Genomic DNA, 19,896 nt, shown 5'->3' with positions numbered 1-19,896 from the left:
CCTGCTTACTGACCAGTTTTACCGTAAAATACACGAGAAACTGAACGATAGAAACTATCAGCACTTCTATCAAGCAGAATGATATCTCCTGGTCCACGGCTAATACGAGCTTTGGTAGCCACACCCTCTTCTGGATGCTTAATGTTTTGCCCATCAGAGAAGAAGTGACATGTCGCCGGCCTATCTTTTGACATGGTAATTTCAACCACATCAGAAGGAGAGGTAAGGAATGCACGAGCCAAAATAGTATGTGGTGCGATTGGCACGCAAACCATTCCCGAGAACTCTGGTGTAACAATAGGGCCACCAGCAGCAAGAGCATAGCCGGTGGATCCAGTTGCTGTACTAACAACAAAACCATCACCGCGAAGCTTATCAATATGGTTGCCTGATACAGAAACTGTAAACTCAACCATATCGCCTGCTCCACCTCTGGAAACTGCAAAATCATTGAGCGAGAAGGTCTTCTCAACGTAAGTTTCTCCAAATGGAAGCTCATACTCTGTTTCTATTGCAAGTGTTGCTCTTCTAGATACGTGAAGCTCTCCAGCAAGAGCATCAGCTACCATCTCAATCATTTGATGAGGAGTTGCACTAGTTAAAAAGCCAAGGTGACCATAAGAGATACCCAAAATTGGAATTTCTGAATACTCAACAATTTTGGCGGCCCTCAGAAGCGTTCCGTCTCCACCAAGAGAAATAACAAGCTGGCAATCAGAACAATCTACAACTTTATCCGGGAATAGCTTTTTATCGTGTGCCCATTGAACATCACAGCCCTGCTCAAAGAGCCATTCTTCAAGTTCACGTGCACCAGAAACAGCAACTTCTCTTGAATAATTTGGAACAAGAAGTACCTTCACGCAAACCACTCTCCCGATTTTGCTTGATTGCACAACTGAAACAGTTAAAGCGTCTGATTCGATGTACTTAGTATACCTAAAAAAATACAAACAATACTACAAAATAGAACATTCGTTCTATTTCACTATTTCTACAGAATGACTCGATACCACTGAAGCAAGATCCAAATCATGCGAACCTGCCTCAAGCTGTCCAAACAGTAAATATTCTACGTTACCCTTAGCACCGTGAATAGGACTTTCACACGCGCCCAAAGGACCCATATGAGCTTCCTTAAACGCATCGGAAACCTTTTGCAGCGTTTGCAGACGCACGGAGGCATCAGTCACAATACCGCCCTCACCCACTTCTTCCCTCTTAGCTTCAAACTGCGGTTTGACCAGCGTAACAAAGGCTCCTTCAGGAGCTAGAACATCTAAAACAGAAGGAAGAATTGACAAGATTGACGTAAACGATACGTCACACACAGCAACATCAAAAACGTGCGAGTAGCCCATTTCTGGCAGGGACGTAATATTTGTACGTTCGAGCAGTTCAACCCTGCTGTCGTTTCTGAGCGACCAATCAAACTGCGCATAGCCAACATCAACCGAGGTAACCGAAGCAGCTCCATTTTGAAGCAGGCAATCGGTAAAACCACCAGTTGAACAGCCAATATCTAAACATTTTTTCTGTTGAACCGTAAAATCAAAAACTTCAAAGGCACGCTCGAGCTTAAGTCCGCCTCGGCTCACGTATGGAATAGCACCTTTTACGTGCAGAAACAATCCCTCAGGAACAAGCTCTCCTGCTGAAGTTAATCTTTTATCGCGCGTAGAAACATCACCCGCAAGAATTGCGCGTAATGCAGCTTGAGTGTCCTTGAAAAATCCTTGCCTAACCAGCTCTTTATCGAGCCTTTGGCGAGAAATGCGTTGAGCCACTAGTGCTCATCGCTTTCTGAAACCGCGTCATCAGACGACGTTTCATTTGCAGCTGAAGCCTCAACCTGCTCAGAAGAAGCTTGTTCATCAGTGACAACTGCTGCGCCGGTTGCGTCAGCTGCGTCCCCTGCTGCCTGAGCCTGAATCAGACGCTCTTCCTCTTCCAGCGTAAACTCTGTGGTGTCAACCATGTTGACAGCCTTTGAACCTAGAGCAATTGCCTCATCAAAGAGGTCAAGAGAATGCTCCAGCGAGACGTTCTTATCGCGAACTTGATCAACAATTGAATCAAGTCTTGCGGTTATCTGGTCAAAGCTCTGATATTCAGACGTATCGATTTTTGCCATGACTACTCTGCATCTTCCACAGAGCTCTCTGGCTCTTCTTCAGAAACGTCTTGCTCAGCAGACTGCTTATGGCACAGAGAATAAATGTCTTCTCCAGCCTCAATGTCATCAACAATACGACCAAGAACGCCGTTAATAAAGCGAGGTGAATCATCGCCACAGTAAGCGCGAGCAAGGTCAACTACCTCGTTAATAGCAACAGCTACATCAACCTCAGGAACCTCAAGAATCTCGTAAAGAGAAATTCTTAGGAGATTGCGGTCTACGGAAGGCATGCGATCAATTGCCCAGTCTTTTGAGTAAGCAGCAATGATGTCATCAAGATCATCTCTAATGCCATCTGCTCCTACTGCCAGTGACTGCGCATACTCGTCAAGAGGTCCCTCGGAGAGCGTGTAGTCTCCGTCGAGGACCTCAAGAACGCTGCGATTAGTGGCTTCAGCCTGGAACAAAAGTTGTAGTGCTTGGCTACGGGCGCGGGTACGTCCAAAAAACTTAACGCTCAAGCCTACTCCTTAGGAAAAACAAGGCTGTCAATGTAAACATCAACGGAAGCAATGCTGACGCCAATCTGCTCATTTACGGCAGTTGCAACAGCAAGTCTTACCTCAGAAGCAAGCTTTGTGAAAGGATAGCCATAGAAAACGGTAAGGTGAACTCCAAGATGAAGCTGACCGTTCTCTACGCCTGCCTCAACAGCCTTCTCTGGTGCAAGACTTCTGCTGGTAAAGACGTTAATAAGGTTGGATGCCAGTGTATCGTTTCCGCCAACGGAGGCAACACCTTCAACACTTCCAGCTGCGCCGGAGACAACCGTTGAAATTACATCTTTTGAGATGCCGATGCCTGCTATACGAAGCTCTGTTTCAGCCATGTCTACCCCCTAAAAAAGACAAACTGTCTTTGAAATAATTACTCAATACCTGTTGGGCGCTTATGCACCCAAAGCATATGCGTTAAACGCGAGAAACAAACTTGCCGTCGCGAGTGTCAACCTTAATGCGCTCACCCTGGTTCAGATACATTGGAACCTGAAGCGTGGCGCCAGTCTCAATAGTTGCTGGCTTGGTGCCGCCCTGAACGGTGTCACCCTTGAAGCCTGGGTCAGTCTCAGTGATCTCTGCCTCAATGAACATTGGAGGCTCAACGCCAAGAAGCTCAGTGTCTGCATAGAGAAGCTGTGCGTTATCGTTCTCCTTGAACCAGACGCTTTTCTCGCCAATGAAATCAGCAGGGACAGCTACCTGATCGTAAGTCTCGTTGTCCATGAAGTAGAAGGACTCACCGTCGTTGTAGAGGTACTGCATCTCTTTGGTGAGCAGAAGAACGTTCTCAAACTTGGTACCAGCGTTGCAGGTTTGATCAATAACGCGGCCAGAGCGAAGATCACGAATCTTATAGCGGACAAAAGCGCCGCCCTTACCTGGCTTTACGTGCTGGAACTCAACGATGGTGTAGTACTTATCGTTAATCTTAAGGCCAAGGCCGTTCTTAAAATCTGCGGTGCTGATAGTTGCCACGTCTAACTCTTTTCACTCGGTAAAGTCGCGAGAAGAACGTGAATTTTCAAACTACCCGCGACACGTATATGCATGTTGGATTTTATCAGTTTCACGCCTTCCGTGCTGGCGGCTCTTGTGAAAATGCAAAATTTGCTTACTTCTTTTTAATAAAACTCTCTTTAATAAGGCGAGGAAGCTGTGGAATTGCCATAAGTCCGTGCTTAAAGACAAACCAGAAGTTTGGAGAACGCACGAGTTTCTCCTCCCCTATATAGGCGCGAATTGCCCTCAGTGTTGCTTTATTGTCTCGCGTAGAAAACGAGTAGTTACCATTGCTTTTAGTAAAAATAGCAAAGCGAGAAATGCTTTTGGTTCGTCCCATAACTGAGGCAGCTACATGATCTATCTGGTCCCAAGGAATCTGAATGTAATCTTCAGGATTATTTTGGTTGTAGAACTCAAAGGCCTTATTGCCAATAAGGATATCGCCGTACGTAGCAAGTCCATGGAATGACGTTGCCTTTGCAGTGAAATCAACTGTGCTGTTTTGAGACTGAGCCATACAATCCTTTCAAAAAATGGGTCGCACCCATTATAGAGCGCGACCCATATTTGTGCGTAGTTGAGTACTAATGCGTACTCTTACTCATTACATAAAGCCAAGAAGTCGACCAATAATACCAACGGCAAAGAGAGCCAGGATGATGGCAATTGGAGAAACCTTCTTCTTAAGCAGTGAGCAGCAAAGCAGTGTCAGACCAACAGCGGCAAGTCCAGGAATGAGCGAATCAAGGTTGGACTGAAGTGTAGTTACCTTGACTGGATCAAGACCGTTTGGTCCAAGAGCAGCATAAAGCTTCAATGCTTGATAGATTCCATCTACTCCTGAAGGAAGAGTTGTCCAATCAATGTAGGCACCTGCCTGCTGAGGAATGGTAGAGACAACTGGGGTAAATGAAATAGAAACCCAACGCTGTACCAGGGCACCAATGATAAACATACCAAGAATAGAAGCACCCTCAGTAATCTTGCCCAACATACCGCCAGAAAGATCGGAAGAAATTGAAGCGCCTGCCTTGTAGCCAAACTCCTGGGTGTACCACAGGAAGATAAGACGGATGACGTTCCACAGAACAAAGAAGAGAATGGGACCAAGTGCAGAGCCACCCAGAGCAATAGATGCACCAAGTGCTCCAAGAATTGGACGGACGGTAAACCAGAAGACTGGGTCACCAACACCGGCCAGAGGGCCCATCATACCAACCTTAACGCCCTGAATTGCAACGTCATCAATAGGTTCACCGTTAGCGCGTCCCTCCTCCAATGCAAGGGTTACGCCCATGACTGGTGCAGAAACGTAAGGGTGAGTATTGTAGAACTCAAGGTGACGCTTAAGAGCGGCTACCTGATCTTCTTTGTTTGGATAAAGCTTCTTGATGGCTGGAATCATTGAGAACGCCCAACCACCGTTCTGCATACGCTCGTAGTTCCAAGAACCCTGAAGGAACTGGTGACGAAGAGCAACAGACATACGGTCTTTCTTAGAAAGCTGAATCTTATTCTCCATTGTTATCACACTCCTTCAGAATTAGTAGTTATCAATGATGTCGCCGAGTGGATCGCCCGATCCACCACCTGAGCCGCCGCCCTGCTTAGCAAGGTCTTTAAGACCAATGTAGAGAATAGCAAGGCAGACACCGATGACGCCAAGAGCAATAAGGGTGAGCTGGTTAATAGCTGCAAAGACAAAGCCAAGTGCAAAGAATGGCCAAACCTCACGAGTAGCCATCATGTTGATAACCATTGCATAACCAACAGCAGCAACCATGCCGCCGCCAACTGCCATACCGCCAGTGAGCCACTTAGGCATTGCGTTCAGAGCGTCAGTGACAATAGCTGGATCAATGAAGCAAAGAGCAGCTGCAGGAACAGCAATACGAGCACCCTGCATGAAGATAGCTACAATGTGCCAACGCTCGATTGCAGCAAAATCGCCCTTCTCGGCAGCTGCATCCATAGCATGGACAATACCAGTTGCAATAGTACGAGCAATCATGGTGAGGAACAGGCCTGCTACGGACAGAGGAATTGCAAGTGCAATAGAGGTGTTAATAGCAGCGGTGGTGTCAGTGTCTCCACCGTTAAGTGCCAAAACCATGATGATTGCAGATGCGACAGATGCCAAAGCTGCGTCTGGTGCAACTGCAGCTCCGATGTTTGCCCAACCAAGAGCAATCATCTGAAGAGAACCGCCAAGGATAATTCCCTCAGCAGGGTGACCAGTCACAAGGCCAATCAGAGAGCAAGCAACCAGGGGCTGGTGGAACTCCCACTGGTCAAGAATACCTTCCATGCCAGCGAGAAGAGCAACAATTACGACAAGCAGTATTGTGATAGGTGTCATTTCTACCTCCTTCTAGTTACTTACGGGCGTCAAGCTCGGACTTAGCTTTTTTAAGCATTGCCTCAAAGTTCTCTGCGCTGTCTGCAGGAACCTTACGAACATCAAACGTTGTACCGCACTCGCGGATAGCCTCAAGGGTCTTTACGTCATCCTCATCCATAGCAACTGCGTTGGTAACAACAACTTTGCCAACAGAGTGAGCCATAGAACCAAGGTTTGCTTCCTTGATTTCTACGCCACCCTCAATTGCGCGGAGCATGTCTTGAGGAGTCTCAAACAGAAGCATTGCCTTGGTATTGCCAAAACGAGTGTCGTGAGCAATCTCAATAATCTTCTTAATAGGAACAACGTGGACATGTACTCCTGGAGGAGCTGCCTGAATAATCATGGTCTTGCGGAGCTCATCTTGAGCAACACCATCAGAGCAGACAATAATGCGGTCTGGCTTGGTCATCTTTGTCCACGTGGTTGCAACCTGACCATGCAGAAGGCGGGTGTCAATACGTGCAAGCACAATCTTGAGCTTGCCGTCACCAATAACGGTGCCTGCAGGAATTGCTCCCTGAGGTGCTGCAGGAGCGGCGGGAACATCTGTAGGTGTTGCCTCTTGTGGCTCAAGCTCTTCTGGCTTAATCTTCACACCCATACGAGCTTCAGAGTAAATCTCTTTTGCCACCTCGGTGGCAGTGTCTACGCCAAGACGAGAGCCGTATGCTGCGATAAGCATTGGGAGGTTAAGTCCAGTAACAGCAACCCAATCCTCTTTACCCTCTTCCTCAAGAACACGAGAAATCTGGTTAAAGGGGGTGCCACCCCATAAGTCAACCAAGAACAAAACGTGCTCTTGATCTTCAAGCGTGGCAATTGCGTCGAGAATCTTCTGGTGCAGGTCATCTGGGCCCATATCAGGAGTAAGCGTTACAGCTATAACGCCTTCCTGTGGTCCAAAAATCATGCTGCCAGAATCTTTAATACCCTCGGCAAATTTGCCATGGCTGGCTAGAACGATACTAACCACTTCTACCTCCTTCTTCTCCGCCTAATAAAACAAATGAAACTGTAAACATAACAATGAAGATAATATTTACTTTTCTGATTTTATTACATAAGTCTAAGACATACCTCCACTAACCTAACTCTTTTTAAATTTTTTAGGTTTTATAAGCTAATTTTTAGGCGAGAAGGTCTTCTCACCCTAGGAGATACGGTAAAAAAATACGGCCAGAAACCTAAAGCTTCTGGCCGTAAAAATTCTGTATATCGCGTCTAGTTAGCAGCCAACAGACACAAGGTCATGTGTGGACTGAGTAAAGACATCGTAGCCGTCCTCAGTAACAACGCCAAAGTCCTCAAGGCGAATACCAAACTTACCAGGCAGGTAAATGCCAGGCTCATCGGTAACAACTGAACCTGCTGCAATAACCTTGTTCCAGCGAGGGTTGAAGAATGGACGCTCGTGAATCTCAACGCCAACACCGTGGCCAAGGCCGTGACCAAAGTACTCACCGTAGCCAGCCTCAGAGATAACCTTAACTGCAAGGTTATGAATATCAGAACCAGTGACACCTGCATGAATAGCTGCCGCGCAAGTTTCGTTTGCCTTGCGGACAACGTCAAAGACGTGCTGCTGCTCCTCGGAAGGTGCGCCAACAACAACAGTACGGGTCATATCTGAGTGGTAATCCAGGTAACCTGCACCGTAGTCCATAACAATCATGTCGCCTGTCTGAACTACGCGCTCACCTGGCTGTGCGTGAGGATTAGCACCATTAGGACCAGAAGCAATGATGGAATCAAAGGACAGGGCATCTGCACCGTTAGAGAGCATGTAGTTCTCAAGCTCTGCGCGAATCTGCTGCTCAGTAAGACCTGGCTTAATGTACTCGCAGATGTGGAGGAACGCCTTGTCAGTAATTGACTGAGCGTGCTTCATAAGCTCAATTTCAGCTGGGTCTTTAACAATACGCAGCTCAGCAATATCACCATGCATGCGTGGAAGCAAAGCAGCAACAGAACGATCGCGCAATGCCTGCTCAAGACCATCAAAGAACGCAAGATCAACGGTGTCCTCAATTGCAACTACGCGAGCACGAGCCTCAGCAATATGAGCGGCAACCCACTCGGTAGGAGTAGCGACTTCCTGGTCAAACTTCCATGGAGAATCAGCACCAAGGCGCTCCAGGAATGTGTTGTAGTAACGAGAGTCAGTGTGCATGAAGAGCTCATCCTGCGTAATAAATGCAGTATGTGCCTGCTCAAAGTCAAAGACACGCTCAGCGTCAGTCAACCAACGAAGGTCTGGGTTGTGACGTAGAACAACAGCGTCGTAACCCCTCTGAGCCATTACCTCGCGAAAGCGCGCAACGCGCTTTGCTGCTGCCTGTAAATCTGCCATTTCAAATCCCTTCTCGAGATGTTTACAACAAAGAGTTGCACCTAGTGGAGCCGCATCAGCAAACAGGCTCCTTACTGCAAGATGCGGCGCTTTAATGCGAAGCGTGAGCCTCACACCAAGCGCGGGCATGCTCGGCGAGAAGTTCCTCGTCGACCGATGCTAATCTTACCCTTCCAATAGACATTGGAATCGGCAACATAAAACGATTAGTAGAATGGAAACATTCTTGTTTGAGCGCTTCGATAAGCTGCTCAGAAGTAATGTCACAGGTAACAAAACCAATATTCAAGCGCTCAAGAATCTCGTCTTGGGCAAGCATATCGTCAAAAGAAAGCGCCTCTTTAGCTACTGCAATTCTTGCCGAGAAACGCAGTGCGTCTGCATAAAGTGCAGAAAGAGGCTGATCAGCTGGGATGAGCGGGCGAAGTGCCTCCACAAAAACCCAACCGTAAGGGACAGACTGCTGAATAGCAATAGCGGAAGAATCAGAGAGACGGCCACGGGTCTTAGTAGACTCTGCCAGCTGCTCTGCAACTATATCGGCAACTCCAGAGGAGAGGTTATCTGCTCTATCCCAAATGCGTCCAAACTCCGCCTCGTTATCAGACATAGCCGTTGCAACCATACATACCTGGGCAACCTTAGCGCTGTCATCGCAAAGATCCATAACCTCAAGATCTGCAAAGCAGAAACGAGCACAAGGCTTAGTGGTAACAAGACGCTGATGTTCATCGTCAGTATCAAGCGCGCGAGGAGTAATAGACGAGACAATAACTGCTGCTAAATCAAGTGGAACAGTAGCAAGGGAGACTCCCCCACACCACTTGTTTGCCACGTGATTAGCAAGAGAAATGACGCCCTCGTGGCCCACGGCAACTACTAAATCATCAGCTGTCAGGTGCATTTCTGCCAAAGCAGACAATACCTGTGCCTCAGTTGCCACGGTAGTTGCTGCCTTGCCATCTTCTACATCTACACGTGTGACGAGAAAACCAATGGTGGTGAGGTCTCTACGCAGAAGCTCAGCAAGGTCTTCATCTGCCTGATTGCTGACGAGAAAAGCACAGCGATGAGGTCTTCCCACTGCGGTTCTGAGCTCAGTACCAAAGTTTGAAAGAACGCCGGCACCAGAACGAAGTGCAATAGAGCCACCAGGAATAGAAACCCACTGTTTAATCTGAACAGGTGGCAATTCCTCTTCAAGCTCAGTCTGGACATTGTCACTCATAGAAGACCTCTTTCCCAAAGCAGCTTGCCAGAATCAATAGCTACCTGCTCAAACGTTTTCTCACGAATATCAATAGTAATATCAGCAGCGGCCTCATAACGCGGGCGCAGGCGTCTATAAAGCTGAGTAGCGTTTTCAAAGCTTCCCAGATCGGGACGCCTATCCGTGCGCTGAATTTGGCGAAGTGAGTCAGAAAGATCGCCGTCGAGAAACACAATGACTCCCATCTCACGCATAAGCGCAAGATTGACGTCCTTCTCGACAATTCCACCGCCGCAGCTTACCAGCAGTGACTTCTTAGTCTTAAGCGTGTGCAAAACCTCAGTTTCTGCCTGCCTAAAAAGCTCTTCACCGTCATCTTCGTAGATTTCTGCCAGTGATTTTCCTGCTATACGCTCTGCTAGGCGATCGGTGTCAACATAACGACGGTGAAACAGCTCGCCCAAATTACGTGCGAGTGTGGACTTTCCGGCACCCAGAAAGCCTACAAAAAAGATATGATCACAGCCCTCATGTACAACGTATCTTGAATCGCGAAGCTCCATACTCCTCCAGCCTTTCAAGATGATTCTATCATCGAGTTGGAGCAAGTAAACTAAAGCCGTCTTGTTATGACGTAAAAGTTACATTTTTTAAAATGCGGCGCTCGACGTGACGAATGATATTGGTGTACCAAAGATCCTCATTGGACTGTGGCTTTACCAAAATAGTTGAAACACCAGCCAAATTACCTGCAATAACATCAGTAAAAATCTGGTCTCCCACCATCACAGTTTGTTCTTTAGTTGCCGAGAAACGCTTCATAGCAGCAGTTAGCGCGCGAGGAAGCGGCTTGCACGCAAAGCCCTCTCCTTCAATTCCCAGCTCGTGAGCGCTACGCTGGACCTCATTGAGGTGAATGTTATTGGAGATGAGACAGAGCGTTAATCCAGCCGCATGAGCCTTCTCAAACCAAGCAGAAACCTCTGGCGGCACCATCTTGGTGTCTCGGGGCACACAAGTATTATCGCGATCTAGGAGCACAAGTTTAATCCCCTGCTGAACCAAATCCTCTATTGAGATGTATTCAACAGCAGAAACGTAGTGTGTTGCTTTGATCAAACTCATGCCACACCAACTATTGCTTGCTTGCGGCTTCACGCTCGCGTGCGTTTTCAATAGCCTGCTGATGCTCGTCGTACGTCTCTGAGAATACGTGCTCATCCGAGGTAATCCAGAAGTAGTAATAATTGGTTGCTGCTGGATCCATAGCCGCCTTAATAGAGGCATAACCTGGGGAGCAAATAGGTGTAGGAGTCAAACCCTTAAACGCATAGGTGTTATAGGGATCGCTTGTCATTGAGCTGAGCTCTTCTGCAGTAGCTTCCCTACCCAAAGAGTAAGCAAGAGTAGCATCGCTTTGGAGATACATATCATCGTACAAGCGGTTGTAGAAGACAGATGCAACCTTAGGACGGTCATCATCAGTCAGGGCTTCTCGCTCAATAATCGATGCCATGATAATGATTTGCTCGTTAGTAAGATTCAAGTTGTAACGCTTATTGAGCGTAATGCGAGCAGCGTCCAAGTTAAGATCAGCTGTCTCTGTCTCAAACTGATCAAGCATGGCACGGATGACCGTATCGGCAGTTACATTGCTTTCTGTAAAGGTATAGGTCTTGGGGAACAAGTAGCCCTCAAGAGAATCATTAGCATCTACCGCACCAGCAAGGAACGGATAGTCAGCAACATAATTGGATGCTTTTGCCTGATTCAAGAAATCATCGCGAGAAATACCAAAGTAGTCCTGAACCAAATCAGCAACCTGAGAAACGGTATAACCTTCTGGTACGACAAAGCCACTACCAGGAGCATTAGGGCCAGAAATAAGCAGATGAACGATGTCTGCTGGCTTGGTACCAGTGGTAATAACATAGATACCACTCTTGATTTTCTGCTCAGCATCCTGACGCTTTACCTGGTTTAAAAACTCGCTCTTAGTAGCAATAATTTTGTTCTCAAAAAGAATCTTTGCGACTTCCTGCGCACCAGCACCATCTGGAATAGTAACGGTAACTTGCTGACCAGCGGTAATTTCTTGTGTATCGGAATTAGCGCGAGAAAGCTCTGGAAGCGCTACTTTCCATACAAAGATGCCAAGGGCCGCGACCATGATAAAAGCGATAAGTGCCGCAAAAATACGAGAACGCTTTGAAGCCTTCTTATCTCTATGCTTTACCTGCTTGTTCTTTGCCATATGAGTGACTTGAGCGCTTCTTGAAGAAAGCTTGCCACCGGTAAGTGCAGGTAGCGATCCTGTAGCCTCAACTGAAGGCTGCGTGATCTGTTCCTGCTGAGCCTGCTCTTCCTGAGCCTGTCCTTCTGGTACAGGAGAAGAAAAATGTGCGCCTTGACGACGCGGAGAAGAACCATTGGATAGGGTGGGCATTTAGTCTCCCTTATTCATCTGTGCATCAAGCCATGATTGCAAAAAGAGCGAAGCAGCAACCATGTCAACTTTTCCACGCATGGCTTTCTCAGATAAACCTTGCGCTCGAAGAATCTTCTTCGCTTCCGCAGAAGAAAGTCTTTCGTCAGTAAATTCTAATGGAAGTTGGCAGTTCTTCGCAATTTGCTCAGCTTGAGCGGTAATTTTTTGGGCCTGTGGTCCATCTTCGCCGGCGAGCGTTTTAGGACGACCGCACAAAAGTAGCTCTGGCTCCCAATTTTCAAGCACAGCTTTAAACGTACGCGCATGTGAGAGCACCTCTTGCGCAGGAAGCACACAAACAGGTGACGCAATAGCACCATCGGGGTCACTTACAGCAACCCCGATGCGAACTTCACCAATATCTAGAGCTAAAACACGCAAACGTTACGCACCAAGCTTTGCTTTTGCAGCCTCAAGCGCATCGTCAATTCCTGCAGCATTTGAGCCGCCTGCCTGGGCCATTGCTGGCTTACCGCCACCACGGCCACCAACAAGCTCTGCAATCTCTTTGACAATATCTCCTGCCGAGAAGCCCGCTGCAACTGCAGAATCAGTGGCACCTGCAAGCAGGGAAACCTTACCGTCAGCGGTTGCAGATGCAATGACGCAAGCAACAGGCTGGCCGTCAGATGCATCACGGATGCCATCCCAAGCAGAGCGGAGCTCTTTGCCAGAAAGGCCCTCAAGCTTAGCAATTACACAGCTATAGCCATTAAGCTGAACAGCAGACTTAAGTGCTTCTGCTACCTGGTTGCTGCCTGCTCCGGTAAGAGCGGCCTCAAGCTTATGGTTTGCAGTGCGAAGATCTTGCTGCAGCTGCTCAACGCGGTCTGCAACAGCAGAAGGACGAACCTTCAGAGCTGCGGCAACCTCGTCAAGTTGAGCCAGGCGCTCATCAACGTACTCGATAGCGCCCATAGAAGTTACCGCCTCAATACGCCTTGAGTTAGAACCAACGGAGCTCTCAGAAATAATCTTGAAGAGGCCAAGGTCTGCTGTGTTACGTGCGTGAGTACCACCGCAGAGCTCACGAGAAAATGGAGTGTCTTCTGCACCAGCAGAGACAACGCGTACGACATCACCGTACTTCTCGCCAAAGAGTGCAACAGCACCAGCGGCCTTTGCGTCCTCAATGCTCATAATCTGAGTAACAACAGGCTTAGCAGCAAAAATCTCTGCGTTAACCATACCCTCAATGCGATCAAGCTCATCTTTGGTAAGAGCCTCAAAGTGCGTAAAGTCAAAGCGCATACGATCTGGAGCAACAAGAGAACCAGCCTGGTTCACGTGGTCGCCCAGAACCTTTTTGAGGGCTGCGTCAAGCAGGTGAGTTGCCGTGTGGTTGCGGCGAATGAGCTCACGACGGCCGGCATCAATGGTTGCGGTGACTGAATCACCAACAGAGATGGTGCCCTCTTCTACCACGCCAACGTGGGACTCAAGGCCGCCGTCACGGTGCTTGGTATCAGTGACGTGAACGTAGAGACCAGGAGCTGTCAGCTTGCCGGTATCACCAACCTGGCCGCCCATCTCTGCATAGAAAGGCGTACGGTCAAGTACAACCTCAACCTCAGAGCCAGCAGAAGCGGACTCAACCTCCTGTCCATCCTGAACAAGAGCAACAACACGAACGCCAGAGAGCTCGTTGTTGTCATAGCCGTCAAAGACGGTCTCATCAAGGCGGTCAGAAAGTGCAACCCAAATGCTCTGAGCATTGCCCCAAGCATCGCGGTTAGCAGACTTACGAGCGCGCTCACGCTGCTCAGTCATTGCAGCATCAAAGGCGTCCATGTCAACAACGTGACCTGCATTTGCAGCAATCTCACGAGTAAGATCAATAGGGAATCCGTAGGTATCGTGCAGAAGGAATGCAACCTCACCGGAAAGCTGTGCGCCATCCTCTAGATGCTCAAGCTCTGCAGTGAGTTTAGACTCGCCTGCGTCAAGCGTAGCGCCAAAGCGCTCCTCTTCTGCAGTCAGAATGCCGTCGATAAGAGCGCTCTTCTCGACAAGCTCTGGATATTCTGCGCCAAGCAGAACAGCAACCTCATGCGCGTACTCTGCCATGAAGGTGCCCTGAATGCCCAGTAAGCGGCCGTGGTAGACAGCGCGACGGAGCAGGCGGCGAAGAATGTAGCTTCTACCCTCGTTACCAGGGAGAATACCATCACCAATCATAAAGGTAACTGCACGAGAGTGGTCTGCAAGGATACGCAGGCTGCGGTCAATCTCATCAGTTGAGTGATACTTTTTACCAGAGAGTTTCTCGCCCAAAGAGATGAGGGTACGCATGATGTCACCCTCGTAATTGGTGCCTTCATGCTGCATGATAGCTGCGATACGCTCAAGGCCCATGCCGGTATCGATGTTGCGATGAGGAAGCTCAGGCAGAGAACCATCTTCCTGGCGATCAAATTGAGTAAAGACGAGGTTCCAGAACTCAAGGTAACGGTCACCGTCGTCTCCAGGAGCCTCTCCCTCAAACTCAGGACCCTGGTCAAAGTAAATCTCAGAGCAAGGACCACAAGGACCAGTTGGACCAGCTGCCCAGAAGTTGTCTTCCTCGCCCAGACGGGTGATGTGATCTTCTGCTACACCAAGAGACTTCCAAATCTCAATTGCCTCATCGTCGTCAGTAAAAACAGTAAAGTACAGGCGATCAAGAGGCAGGCCAAGGTGCTCTGGAGAAGAAATAAACTCCATTGCCCAGGTGCATGCATCGCGCTTGGTGTAACCGCCAAAGGAGAAGTTACCCAGCATCTCAAAGAATGAGAGATGGCGAGAGTCGCCAATGTTGTCAATATCGTTAGTACGAAGGCACTTCTGGCAGGAAGTTGCACCAATTTCCTTCATAGTCTTGATGCCCTGGTAATATTCCTTGAACTGGTTCATGCCAGCATTAGCAAGAAGCAGCGAAGGATCAGAAGGCACCAGAGATGAAGAAGGATAGCGCTTGCAACCCTTGCTCTCAAAGAAGCTTAGGAAGTCATCACGAATCTCTGCTGTTGTCATTGTTTTATAGTCAGCCATAAAGTACTTCTCCGTATTCAAATAACTACTCTTTTGTACTGTCTGAGTCTACCGCATCTGACGATGGTTTATCTGGTTCCTTAGTAACTTCTTGAGTATTCCTAAAAAGTAACTGAGAAAAATCATGTCCAAGAATCTTGGGCGCGGGAGCTGAAGACTTGCTGCGCACATGAGCTGTAGTGTCTTGATCAACAAGACGCGACTCCTCAAAGAACTTCGGATCGTCCAGAGCGTCATACTCTGGCAGAATAGCGCCAGACTCATCCACATACTGCGTCGAGTTAAAAAGCGCACCATTTGGCGAGACGATCTGTCTGCCCGAATACTTCTCAAAGAAGTACACAAAGATGCCCCTCAGTGCTGCTGTCAAAGGTATGGCAAGAATAGTTCCAACTACTCCGCCAAGAGCGCTGCCAATGACAATACCAACGAGCGAAAGACCCGGGTGAACTTTAACGCTAGTTGCCATAACCAAAGGTGAAAGCACGTTATCAACAACGTTTTGTGCAACCATCAAGATAACGGTAGTCCATACGGTCATGACAGGGTCTACCAAGATGCTCAAAATAAGAGCAATACCTGCCGAGAAAACCGGTCCAACTACAGGAATAATATGGAAGATTCCTGTAACCATGCCAATAAGAGCGGCGTAAGGGTTGCCTAAAATCAGACACCCAAAGTACACAAGAATGCCATTAACCGCAGAGGTAATGATAGTGCCTCGCATATATCCACTGGTAGATCTACTTAAGATTGCAAGAATAAGTCTGAACTCATTCTCTTTTTGAGGACCAGCAATAATAGCCATCTCACGGACAATAACTGGATAATCTTTAGCCAACCAATAGGCAAGCACTAGGCCTAAGAAGAAGACCATGAGTTGGTTTGCCATAGAAGAGATGTTGCCTAAAGCAGATGTGGAAAGCCAACTCAAAATACCAGAAGCAACTGATATTCCAATACTTGATGCCTGTTCAATTGCAAGTTCTACCGTCTGTCTAACAGCAGGGTTACTTTGAGTGTCAAAGTTCTGCCAAAACTCCCTTGCCATTGCTCCTATCTGACTTGCATACGAAGGAGCGTCTCTGAGTAACGTAGTAAGCTCAAATACCAATGGCTGCGCAATGAGAATAAGAAATCCTACTAGCACAATGAGCGTAAGAACAAGAGCTATAAGAGCAGAGATGCCACGTGGCACTCCCCTGTCTTCAAGCCAATTAGTAACAGGGCTACAGACAAACGCAACAATAGCGCCGATAGCTAGCAGCTCAACAGCCTGTCCCAGAATGCCAAGAACATGCAGCGCAAGCGCGAACAATGCGGCCAGACCAATAGCTGTCCACACTATCAAGCCACGCTGTTTCCATCTCTGAACTGAATCGGAAAAGTTTTGATGCTTTTGATCCATTAACGATTCACGCTTTCTGGGTCAATCTTTTCTTGAATACGCTTTAAGGTGCGGCGAAGCAGCCTTGAAACCTGTACCTGAGAGATGTTGAGTTTCTCTGCAATCTCTACCTGGGTAAGGCCTTCAACAAAACGCATACGAATAATCTCTTGCTCTCGTGGAGAGAAATCCCTGATAGCCTCTTCAAGAACAATGCGGTCATCTGAACCAGCAAGATCTTCATCTTCGGTCACATACTGATCAATGATTGAAGGAGCCTCGTCACCATCAGCGCCAGAGCCGCCTCCCTCAAGAGGAACAGAGCTATAAGCACTGGAAGACTCCATAGCCTCAAGAACCTCTTCAACATTAGTATCAAGGCGCTGGGCAATCTCTTCAATTGAAGGGCTTCTTTGCAGCTCTTTAGTCAAATCATCAGTAACCTGATTGATCTTGGACGAAAGCTCCTGCAGACGTCGAGGAACACGTACTGACCAGCCTTTATCACGGAAGTGACGCTTAATTTCTCCCATGATGGTTGGCGTTGCATACGTTGTAAATTCAAGACCACGATCAGGCTCAAACCTATCAATTGCTTTGATAAGTCCAATGGTTCCCACCTGAATCAAATCATCAAGGGGTTCTCCACGGTTTTTGAACTTAGAAGCCAAAAAGCGCACGAGGTTTAAGTGACTCACAATGAGCTGGTCTCTTACCTCAGGATCTTTTGTTTCTTTATATTGGGCAAAGAGCTGGCGTGTTCTATCTTTATCCCAGGCTGGGGTACCTTTAGAAGCACGACGAGCAGCTCTTCTTGCGGCTTTCTGCTCTTCTGCAGAAGCCTGTACTGCCTCGTTTGCTTCAGGTTTAGGCATGTGCACCGCCAGAAATCTTCACAAGATGAAGTGTGTAACCGTCGTCACTGAGCTCAAACTGGTCACAAATAGCAGAGAGCAGTAGCTCTACAAGCTCGAGCGGCTGAGAATTATCTTCCTCAGACTCAACTGGATCTTCATCACCCAAATCAAAGTCAATAGCCATAGCATTGTCTTCGAGGGTAAACGTAATATCTACGGATTCATTTTGAGTGCCACATGCAAAGACAAAGCCCTCTTCAGCGGCCATTTTGACATCTTCAAGCTCATCAACATTCATCTTGCACAAAACGGCAAGATTAGCAGCCATCATTCTGACTGAACGAGCAAATGTTGGATCTGCTGGAGCGGAAAGCTCAACAATTTTTTGTGCCATTACAATCTACTCCTCAGACTTCTGAGAAGACTCAGAACCGTACTCAATATAGAACTGCTCAGAACGAGCTGGTCTGGAATGCTTGGTCTTATCCTGAGAAAGCAAAGGAAGCTCCTCAAGATACTCTTGAGCGCGCTGCGCACTCTGCTGTGCGGAAGCAGTCGCACCGCTCAGGCGAGCCTGAGCTACCTCAGCAAGCTTGGAAGGATTCAAAGATCCGCCAAGACCAGTTCCTAGCTTTGAAACAGACTCAACAACGCCTGTTACCGCATCGCTTGCAGCCTTACTGACTGTTGCAGTTACTGCAGATGCAGCACCTGAAACAGTTGCTACATCACCAAGAACTACGTTTAGGCTCTCAAGAGAAGTGTTAGCATTCTCTGCGGCCTCATCAACCTTCTGCATAAGTGCAGGCAGCTGCTTAACAGTTGGATCAAGCTCATCAACCATGCCATCAATCTTTGAAATAACAGGCTGAATCTGCTCAATGGTGTTGTTAGCTGAGAGCGTAATCTCAGTAATTGACTTTCTTGTTGTTCTTAGGGTCAGAGCAACTTCGACAATAGCCCAAACACCAGCTACGGCTAAGACTACAAGGGCAATCTGTAAGTAATCCATCTATGCCATCCCTCAAAGCTAACGGTTACAGTTCTTTTTATTTTACCCGAGGAGCGCCTTCTTAATGCTCCCAGTTAACTAATTCAAAATCCTAAGCTTCCTCGTGACGATCACGCTCTGTAGCTGCAATTCTCCACGCTTCCCAACCTCTTGGAGATGGCGAGAAGAACGCACCACGTTCAAGTCCTTCTGGAAGATAGCGCTGTTCAATCCACCCGCCAGGATAGTTATGCGGGTAGAGGTAGTTGCCGTACTCCTCAGAACCAGGGCGCGTACGATCCCTTAAGTAACTTGGAACTTCTCGCCTTGGACCTGTTCTAACCTCATGGAGAGCGGCATCAATACCTGCTTCTGCAGCATTAGATTTTGGAGCAAGCGCCATATAAATTACTGCTTGCGCAAGGTTAATCCTGCACTCGGGATATCCAATGACCTCAGCTGACCTGAATGCTGCATGTGCAATGAGCAGCGCCTGAGGATCGGCATTGCCAATATCTTCTGAGGCCAAAATCATAATGCGTCGAGCAATAAATTTAGGATCTTCACCTGCATCGATCATGCGCGCAAGCCAATAGAGTGCGGCATCTGGGTCTGAGCCTCGCATAGACTTAATAAACGCGGAGATAATGTCATAGTGCATATCTCCTGCTTTATCGTAGGGAAGTCCGCGGCGAGGATTTGCCTCAAGAACGTTTTGCTTGGTAATAACAAGCGGCTCAGATGCTTTGTTGTCAGCAGATTCTGGAACGTCAACCATCTGAGAAGCGAGCTCAAGAGAAGTTAGGGCTGCGCGACCATCTCCGCCTGCAAGCGTCACAATCTCTTTACGAGCATCTTCATCCAGGACAAATGCGCCCGCTAGACCATCTTCCGACTTAAGTGCTCGCTGAATGAGCTCATCGATTGCCTCATCTGACAATGCATGTAGCTCCACTACACGAGAGCGAGAAATCAGAGCGCTGTTAACCTCAAAGTAAGGGTTTTCTGTAGTAGCCCCAATAAGTACAACTATTCTGTCTTCTACTGCGTGAAGCAAGGCATCTTGCTGAGAGCGCGTAAAACGATGAATCTCATCAATGAACAAAATAGTTCTTCTACCTGCTGTTAAAAGCCTTGATTCTGCGGCCTCAATCTCTCTACGAAGATCTTTAACGGTGCCTGTAATTGCCGATACTTCTACAAATTCTGCGTGCGTTGTATGAGCAATAATGCGCGCAAGCGTGGTCTTTCCGGTGCCTGCTGGACCGTACAGCAAAACGGACGAAAGCGTATCGTGCTCAATAGCTTTACGCAGCCAGGAGCCCTGACCAACCGCATCTTCCTGACCCACGTATCCATCAAGCGTGGTAGGACGCATGCGGGCAGCAAGTGGTGCATTAGCTTTTTTAGCGGCACGTTCCATGCCAGAAAATAAAGTATCCATGCAGCTATTTTACCCCGTCTCAAACATAAAAGCTTGGCGAGAAGCCCGCTCAAC

Annotated in this window: 22 protein-coding genes; all 22 read right to left on the bottom strand. The window is 47.9% G+C overall.

Annotated elements, in window-relative coordinates; translation table 11 throughout:
- Positions 1-5: 5 nt before the first annotated feature.
- The 22 genes from HMPREF1493_RS04075 to HMPREF1493_RS03970 all read right to left on the bottom strand — a co-directional run bounded on the left by HMPREF1493_RS04075 (position 6) and on the right by HMPREF1493_RS03970 (position 19,842).
- The gene (locus tag HMPREF1493_RS04075) at positions 6-863 is read right to left on the bottom strand and encodes an NAD(+)/NADH kinase (protein ID WP_035428034.1); all 858 of its coding nucleotides are present in this window, start codon (positions 861-863) and stop codon (positions 6-8) included.
- Between the two features lie 117 nt (positions 864-980).
- Entirely contained in the window at positions 981-1,787 is an 807-nt protein-coding gene (locus HMPREF1493_RS04070; RefSeq protein ID WP_035428033.1) for a TlyA family RNA methyltransferase, read from the bottom strand.
- Positions 1,787-2,134 (bottom strand): exodeoxyribonuclease VII small subunit, encoded by a 348-nt coding sequence (locus HMPREF1493_RS04065; protein WP_035428032.1) that lies wholly within the window; start codon positions 2,132-2,134, stop codon positions 1,787-1,789. The genes HMPREF1493_RS04070 and HMPREF1493_RS04065 overlap by 1 nt, the downstream gene beginning before the upstream one ends.
- A gap of 2 nt (positions 2,135-2,136) precedes the next feature.
- Entirely contained in the window at positions 2,137-2,640 is a 504-nt protein-coding gene (nusB, locus tag HMPREF1493_RS04060) for a transcription antitermination factor NusB (protein ID WP_035428029.1), read from the bottom strand.
- A gap of 2 nt (positions 2,641-2,642) precedes the next feature.
- A complete protein-coding gene (locus HMPREF1493_RS04055) occupies positions 2,643-3,008 on the bottom strand; it encodes an Asp23/Gls24 family envelope stress response protein (protein ID WP_035428027.1) in 366 nt (121 codons plus the stop codon).
- 82 nt (positions 3,009-3,090) lie between these two features.
- Positions 3,091-3,654: an elongation factor P gene (gene efp, locus HMPREF1493_RS04050; RefSeq protein ID WP_012808557.1), complete on the bottom strand. Its 564-nt coding sequence runs from the start codon at positions 3,652-3,654 to the stop codon at positions 3,091-3,093.
- A gap of 136 nt (positions 3,655-3,790) precedes the next feature.
- A complete protein-coding gene (locus HMPREF1493_RS04045) occupies positions 3,791-4,198 on the bottom strand; it encodes a DUF956 family protein (RefSeq protein WP_035428024.1) in 408 nt (135 codons plus the stop codon).
- Positions 4,199-4,285: 87 nt separating this feature from the next.
- Positions 4,286-5,203: a PTS system mannose/fructose/sorbose family transporter subunit IID gene (locus tag HMPREF1493_RS04040; protein WP_035428022.1), complete on the bottom strand. Its 918-nt coding sequence runs from the start codon at positions 5,201-5,203 to the stop codon at positions 4,286-4,288.
- 21 nt (positions 5,204-5,224) lie between these two features.
- Positions 5,225-6,040, bottom strand: a complete 816-nt coding sequence (locus HMPREF1493_RS04035; protein WP_035428020.1) for a PTS mannose/fructose/sorbose transporter subunit IIC — start codon at positions 6,038-6,040, stop codon at positions 5,225-5,227.
- Between the two features lie 16 nt (positions 6,041-6,056).
- Positions 6,057-7,058 (bottom strand): PTS sugar transporter subunit IIB, encoded by a 1,002-nt coding sequence (locus HMPREF1493_RS04030; RefSeq protein WP_035428019.1) that lies wholly within the window; start codon positions 7,056-7,058, stop codon positions 6,057-6,059.
- 252 nt (positions 7,059-7,310) lie between these two features.
- Positions 7,311-8,435 carry a M24 family metallopeptidase gene (locus HMPREF1493_RS04025; RefSeq protein WP_035428018.1) on the bottom strand — a complete coding sequence of 375 codons (1,125 nt, stop codon included), beginning with the start codon at positions 8,433-8,435 and terminating at the stop codon, positions 7,311-7,313.
- A 91-nt stretch (positions 8,436-8,526) separates the two neighbouring features.
- The gene (locus tag HMPREF1493_RS04020) at positions 8,527-9,663 is read right to left on the bottom strand and encodes a 3-dehydroquinate synthase (protein ID WP_035428016.1); all 1,137 of its coding nucleotides are present in this window, start codon (positions 9,661-9,663) and stop codon (positions 8,527-8,529) included.
- A complete protein-coding gene (locus HMPREF1493_RS04015) occupies positions 9,660-10,208 on the bottom strand; it encodes a shikimate kinase (RefSeq protein ID WP_035428015.1) in 549 nt (182 codons plus the stop codon). The genes HMPREF1493_RS04020 and HMPREF1493_RS04015 overlap by 4 nt, the downstream gene beginning before the upstream one ends.
- Positions 10,209-10,272: 64 nt before the next feature.
- On the bottom strand, positions 10,273-10,770 hold the full coding sequence (locus HMPREF1493_RS04010; RefSeq protein ID WP_035428013.1) for a YqeG family HAD IIIA-type phosphatase: 498 nt from the start codon (positions 10,768-10,770) through the stop codon (positions 10,273-10,275).
- Positions 10,771-10,780: 10 nt separating this feature from the next.
- Positions 10,781-12,091, bottom strand: coding sequence for an endolytic transglycosylase MltG (mltG, locus tag HMPREF1493_RS04005; RefSeq protein WP_035428012.1), 1,311 nt, complete (start codon positions 12,089-12,091; stop codon positions 10,781-10,783).
- The gene (gene ruvX / locus HMPREF1493_RS04000; RefSeq protein ID WP_035428010.1) at positions 12,092-12,514 is read right to left on the bottom strand and encodes a Holliday junction resolvase RuvX; all 423 of its coding nucleotides are present in this window, start codon (positions 12,512-12,514) and stop codon (positions 12,092-12,094) included.
- Positions 12,515-12,517: 3 nt separating this feature from the next.
- Positions 12,518-15,163, bottom strand: coding sequence for an alanine--tRNA ligase (alaS, locus tag HMPREF1493_RS03995; protein WP_035428009.1), 2,646 nt, complete (start codon positions 15,161-15,163; stop codon positions 12,518-12,520).
- Between the two features lie 25 nt (positions 15,164-15,188).
- On the bottom strand, positions 15,189-16,571 hold the full coding sequence (locus HMPREF1493_RS03990; RefSeq protein ID WP_035428008.1) for an AI-2E family transporter: 1,383 nt from the start codon (positions 16,569-16,571) through the stop codon (positions 15,189-15,191).
- Positions 16,571-17,425 carry a SigB/SigF/SigG family RNA polymerase sigma factor gene (locus HMPREF1493_RS03985; protein ID WP_035428006.1) on the bottom strand — a complete coding sequence of 285 codons (855 nt, stop codon included), beginning with the start codon at positions 17,423-17,425 and terminating at the stop codon, positions 16,571-16,573. Before HMPREF1493_RS03985 ends, HMPREF1493_RS03990 begins: the two co-directional genes overlap by 1 nt.
- On the bottom strand, positions 17,418-17,801 hold the full coding sequence (locus tag HMPREF1493_RS03980; protein WP_035428005.1) for a serine/threonine protein kinase: 384 nt from the start codon (positions 17,799-17,801) through the stop codon (positions 17,418-17,420). The genes HMPREF1493_RS03985 and HMPREF1493_RS03980 overlap by 8 nt, the downstream gene beginning before the upstream one ends.
- Before the next feature lie 6 nt (positions 17,802-17,807).
- A complete protein-coding gene (locus tag HMPREF1493_RS03975; RefSeq protein WP_035428004.1) occupies positions 17,808-18,419 on the bottom strand; it encodes a DUF948 domain-containing protein in 612 nt (203 codons plus the stop codon).
- A gap of 91 nt (positions 18,420-18,510) precedes the next feature.
- A complete protein-coding gene (locus HMPREF1493_RS03970) occupies positions 18,511-19,842 on the bottom strand; it encodes a replication-associated recombination protein A (protein ID WP_035428003.1) in 1,332 nt (443 codons plus the stop codon).
- Positions 19,843-19,896 lie beyond the last annotated feature (54 nt).

Origin of the sequence: Atopobium sp. ICM42b (assembly GCA_000564995.1) — a bacterium.
Taxonomy (GTDB): domain Bacteria; phylum Actinomycetota; class Coriobacteriia; order Coriobacteriales; family Atopobiaceae; genus Lancefieldella.
Note: the sequence above shows the minus strand (reverse complement) of the source record. Positions and strands in the feature narration are given on the sequence as shown.

Coding starts and splice junctions, on each gene's coding strand:
- HMPREF1493_RS04065 (WP_035428032.1), bottom strand. CDS start 2,134: ATGGCAAAAATCGATACGTCTGAATATCAGAGCTTTGACCAGATAACC.
- HMPREF1493_RS04055 (WP_035428027.1), bottom strand. CDS start 3,008: ATGGCTGAAACAGAGCTTCGTATAGCAGGCATCGGCATCTCAAAAGAT.
- HMPREF1493_RS04045 (WP_035428024.1), bottom strand. CDS start 4,198: ATGGCTCAGTCTCAAAACAGCACAGTTGATTTCACTGCAAAGGCAACG.
- HMPREF1493_RS04040 (WP_035428022.1), bottom strand. CDS start 5,203: ATGGAGAATAAGATTCAGCTTTCTAAGAAAGACCGTATGTCTGTTGCT.
- HMPREF1493_RS04035 (WP_035428020.1), bottom strand. CDS start 6,040: ATGACACCTATCACAATACTGCTTGTCGTAATTGTTGCTCTTCTCGCT.
- HMPREF1493_RS04025 (WP_035428018.1), bottom strand. CDS start 8,435: ATGGCAGATTTACAGGCAGCAGCAAAGCGCGTTGCGCGCTTTCGCGAG.
- HMPREF1493_RS04020 (WP_035428016.1), bottom strand. CDS start 9,663: ATGAGTGACAATGTCCAGACTGAGCTTGAAGAGGAATTGCCACCTGTT.
- HMPREF1493_RS04015 (WP_035428015.1), bottom strand. CDS start 10,208: ATGGAGCTTCGCGATTCAAGATACGTTGTACATGAGGGCTGTGATCAT.
- HMPREF1493_RS04010 (WP_035428013.1), bottom strand. CDS start 10,770: ATGAGTTTGATCAAAGCAACACACTACGTTTCTGCTGTTGAATACATC.
- mltG (WP_035428012.1), bottom strand. CDS start 12,091: ATGCCCACCCTATCCAATGGTTCTTCTCCGCGTCGTCAAGGCGCACAT.
- alaS (WP_035428009.1), bottom strand. CDS start 15,163: ATGGCTGACTATAAAACAATGACAACAGCAGAGATTCGTGATGACTTC.
- HMPREF1493_RS03990 (WP_035428008.1), bottom strand. CDS start 16,571: ATGGATCAAAAGCATCAAAACTTTTCCGATTCAGTTCAGAGATGGAAA.
- HMPREF1493_RS03985 (WP_035428006.1), bottom strand. CDS start 17,425: ATGCCTAAACCTGAAGCAAACGAGGCAGTACAGGCTTCTGCAGAAGAG.
- HMPREF1493_RS03980 (WP_035428005.1), bottom strand. CDS start 17,801: ATGGCACAAAAAATTGTTGAGCTTTCCGCTCCAGCAGATCCAACATTT.
- HMPREF1493_RS03975 (WP_035428004.1), bottom strand. CDS start 18,419: ATGGATTACTTACAGATTGCCCTTGTAGTCTTAGCCGTAGCTGGTGTT.
- HMPREF1493_RS03970 (WP_035428003.1), bottom strand. CDS start 19,842: ATGGATACTTTATTTTCTGGCATGGAACGTGCCGCTAAAAAAGCTAAT.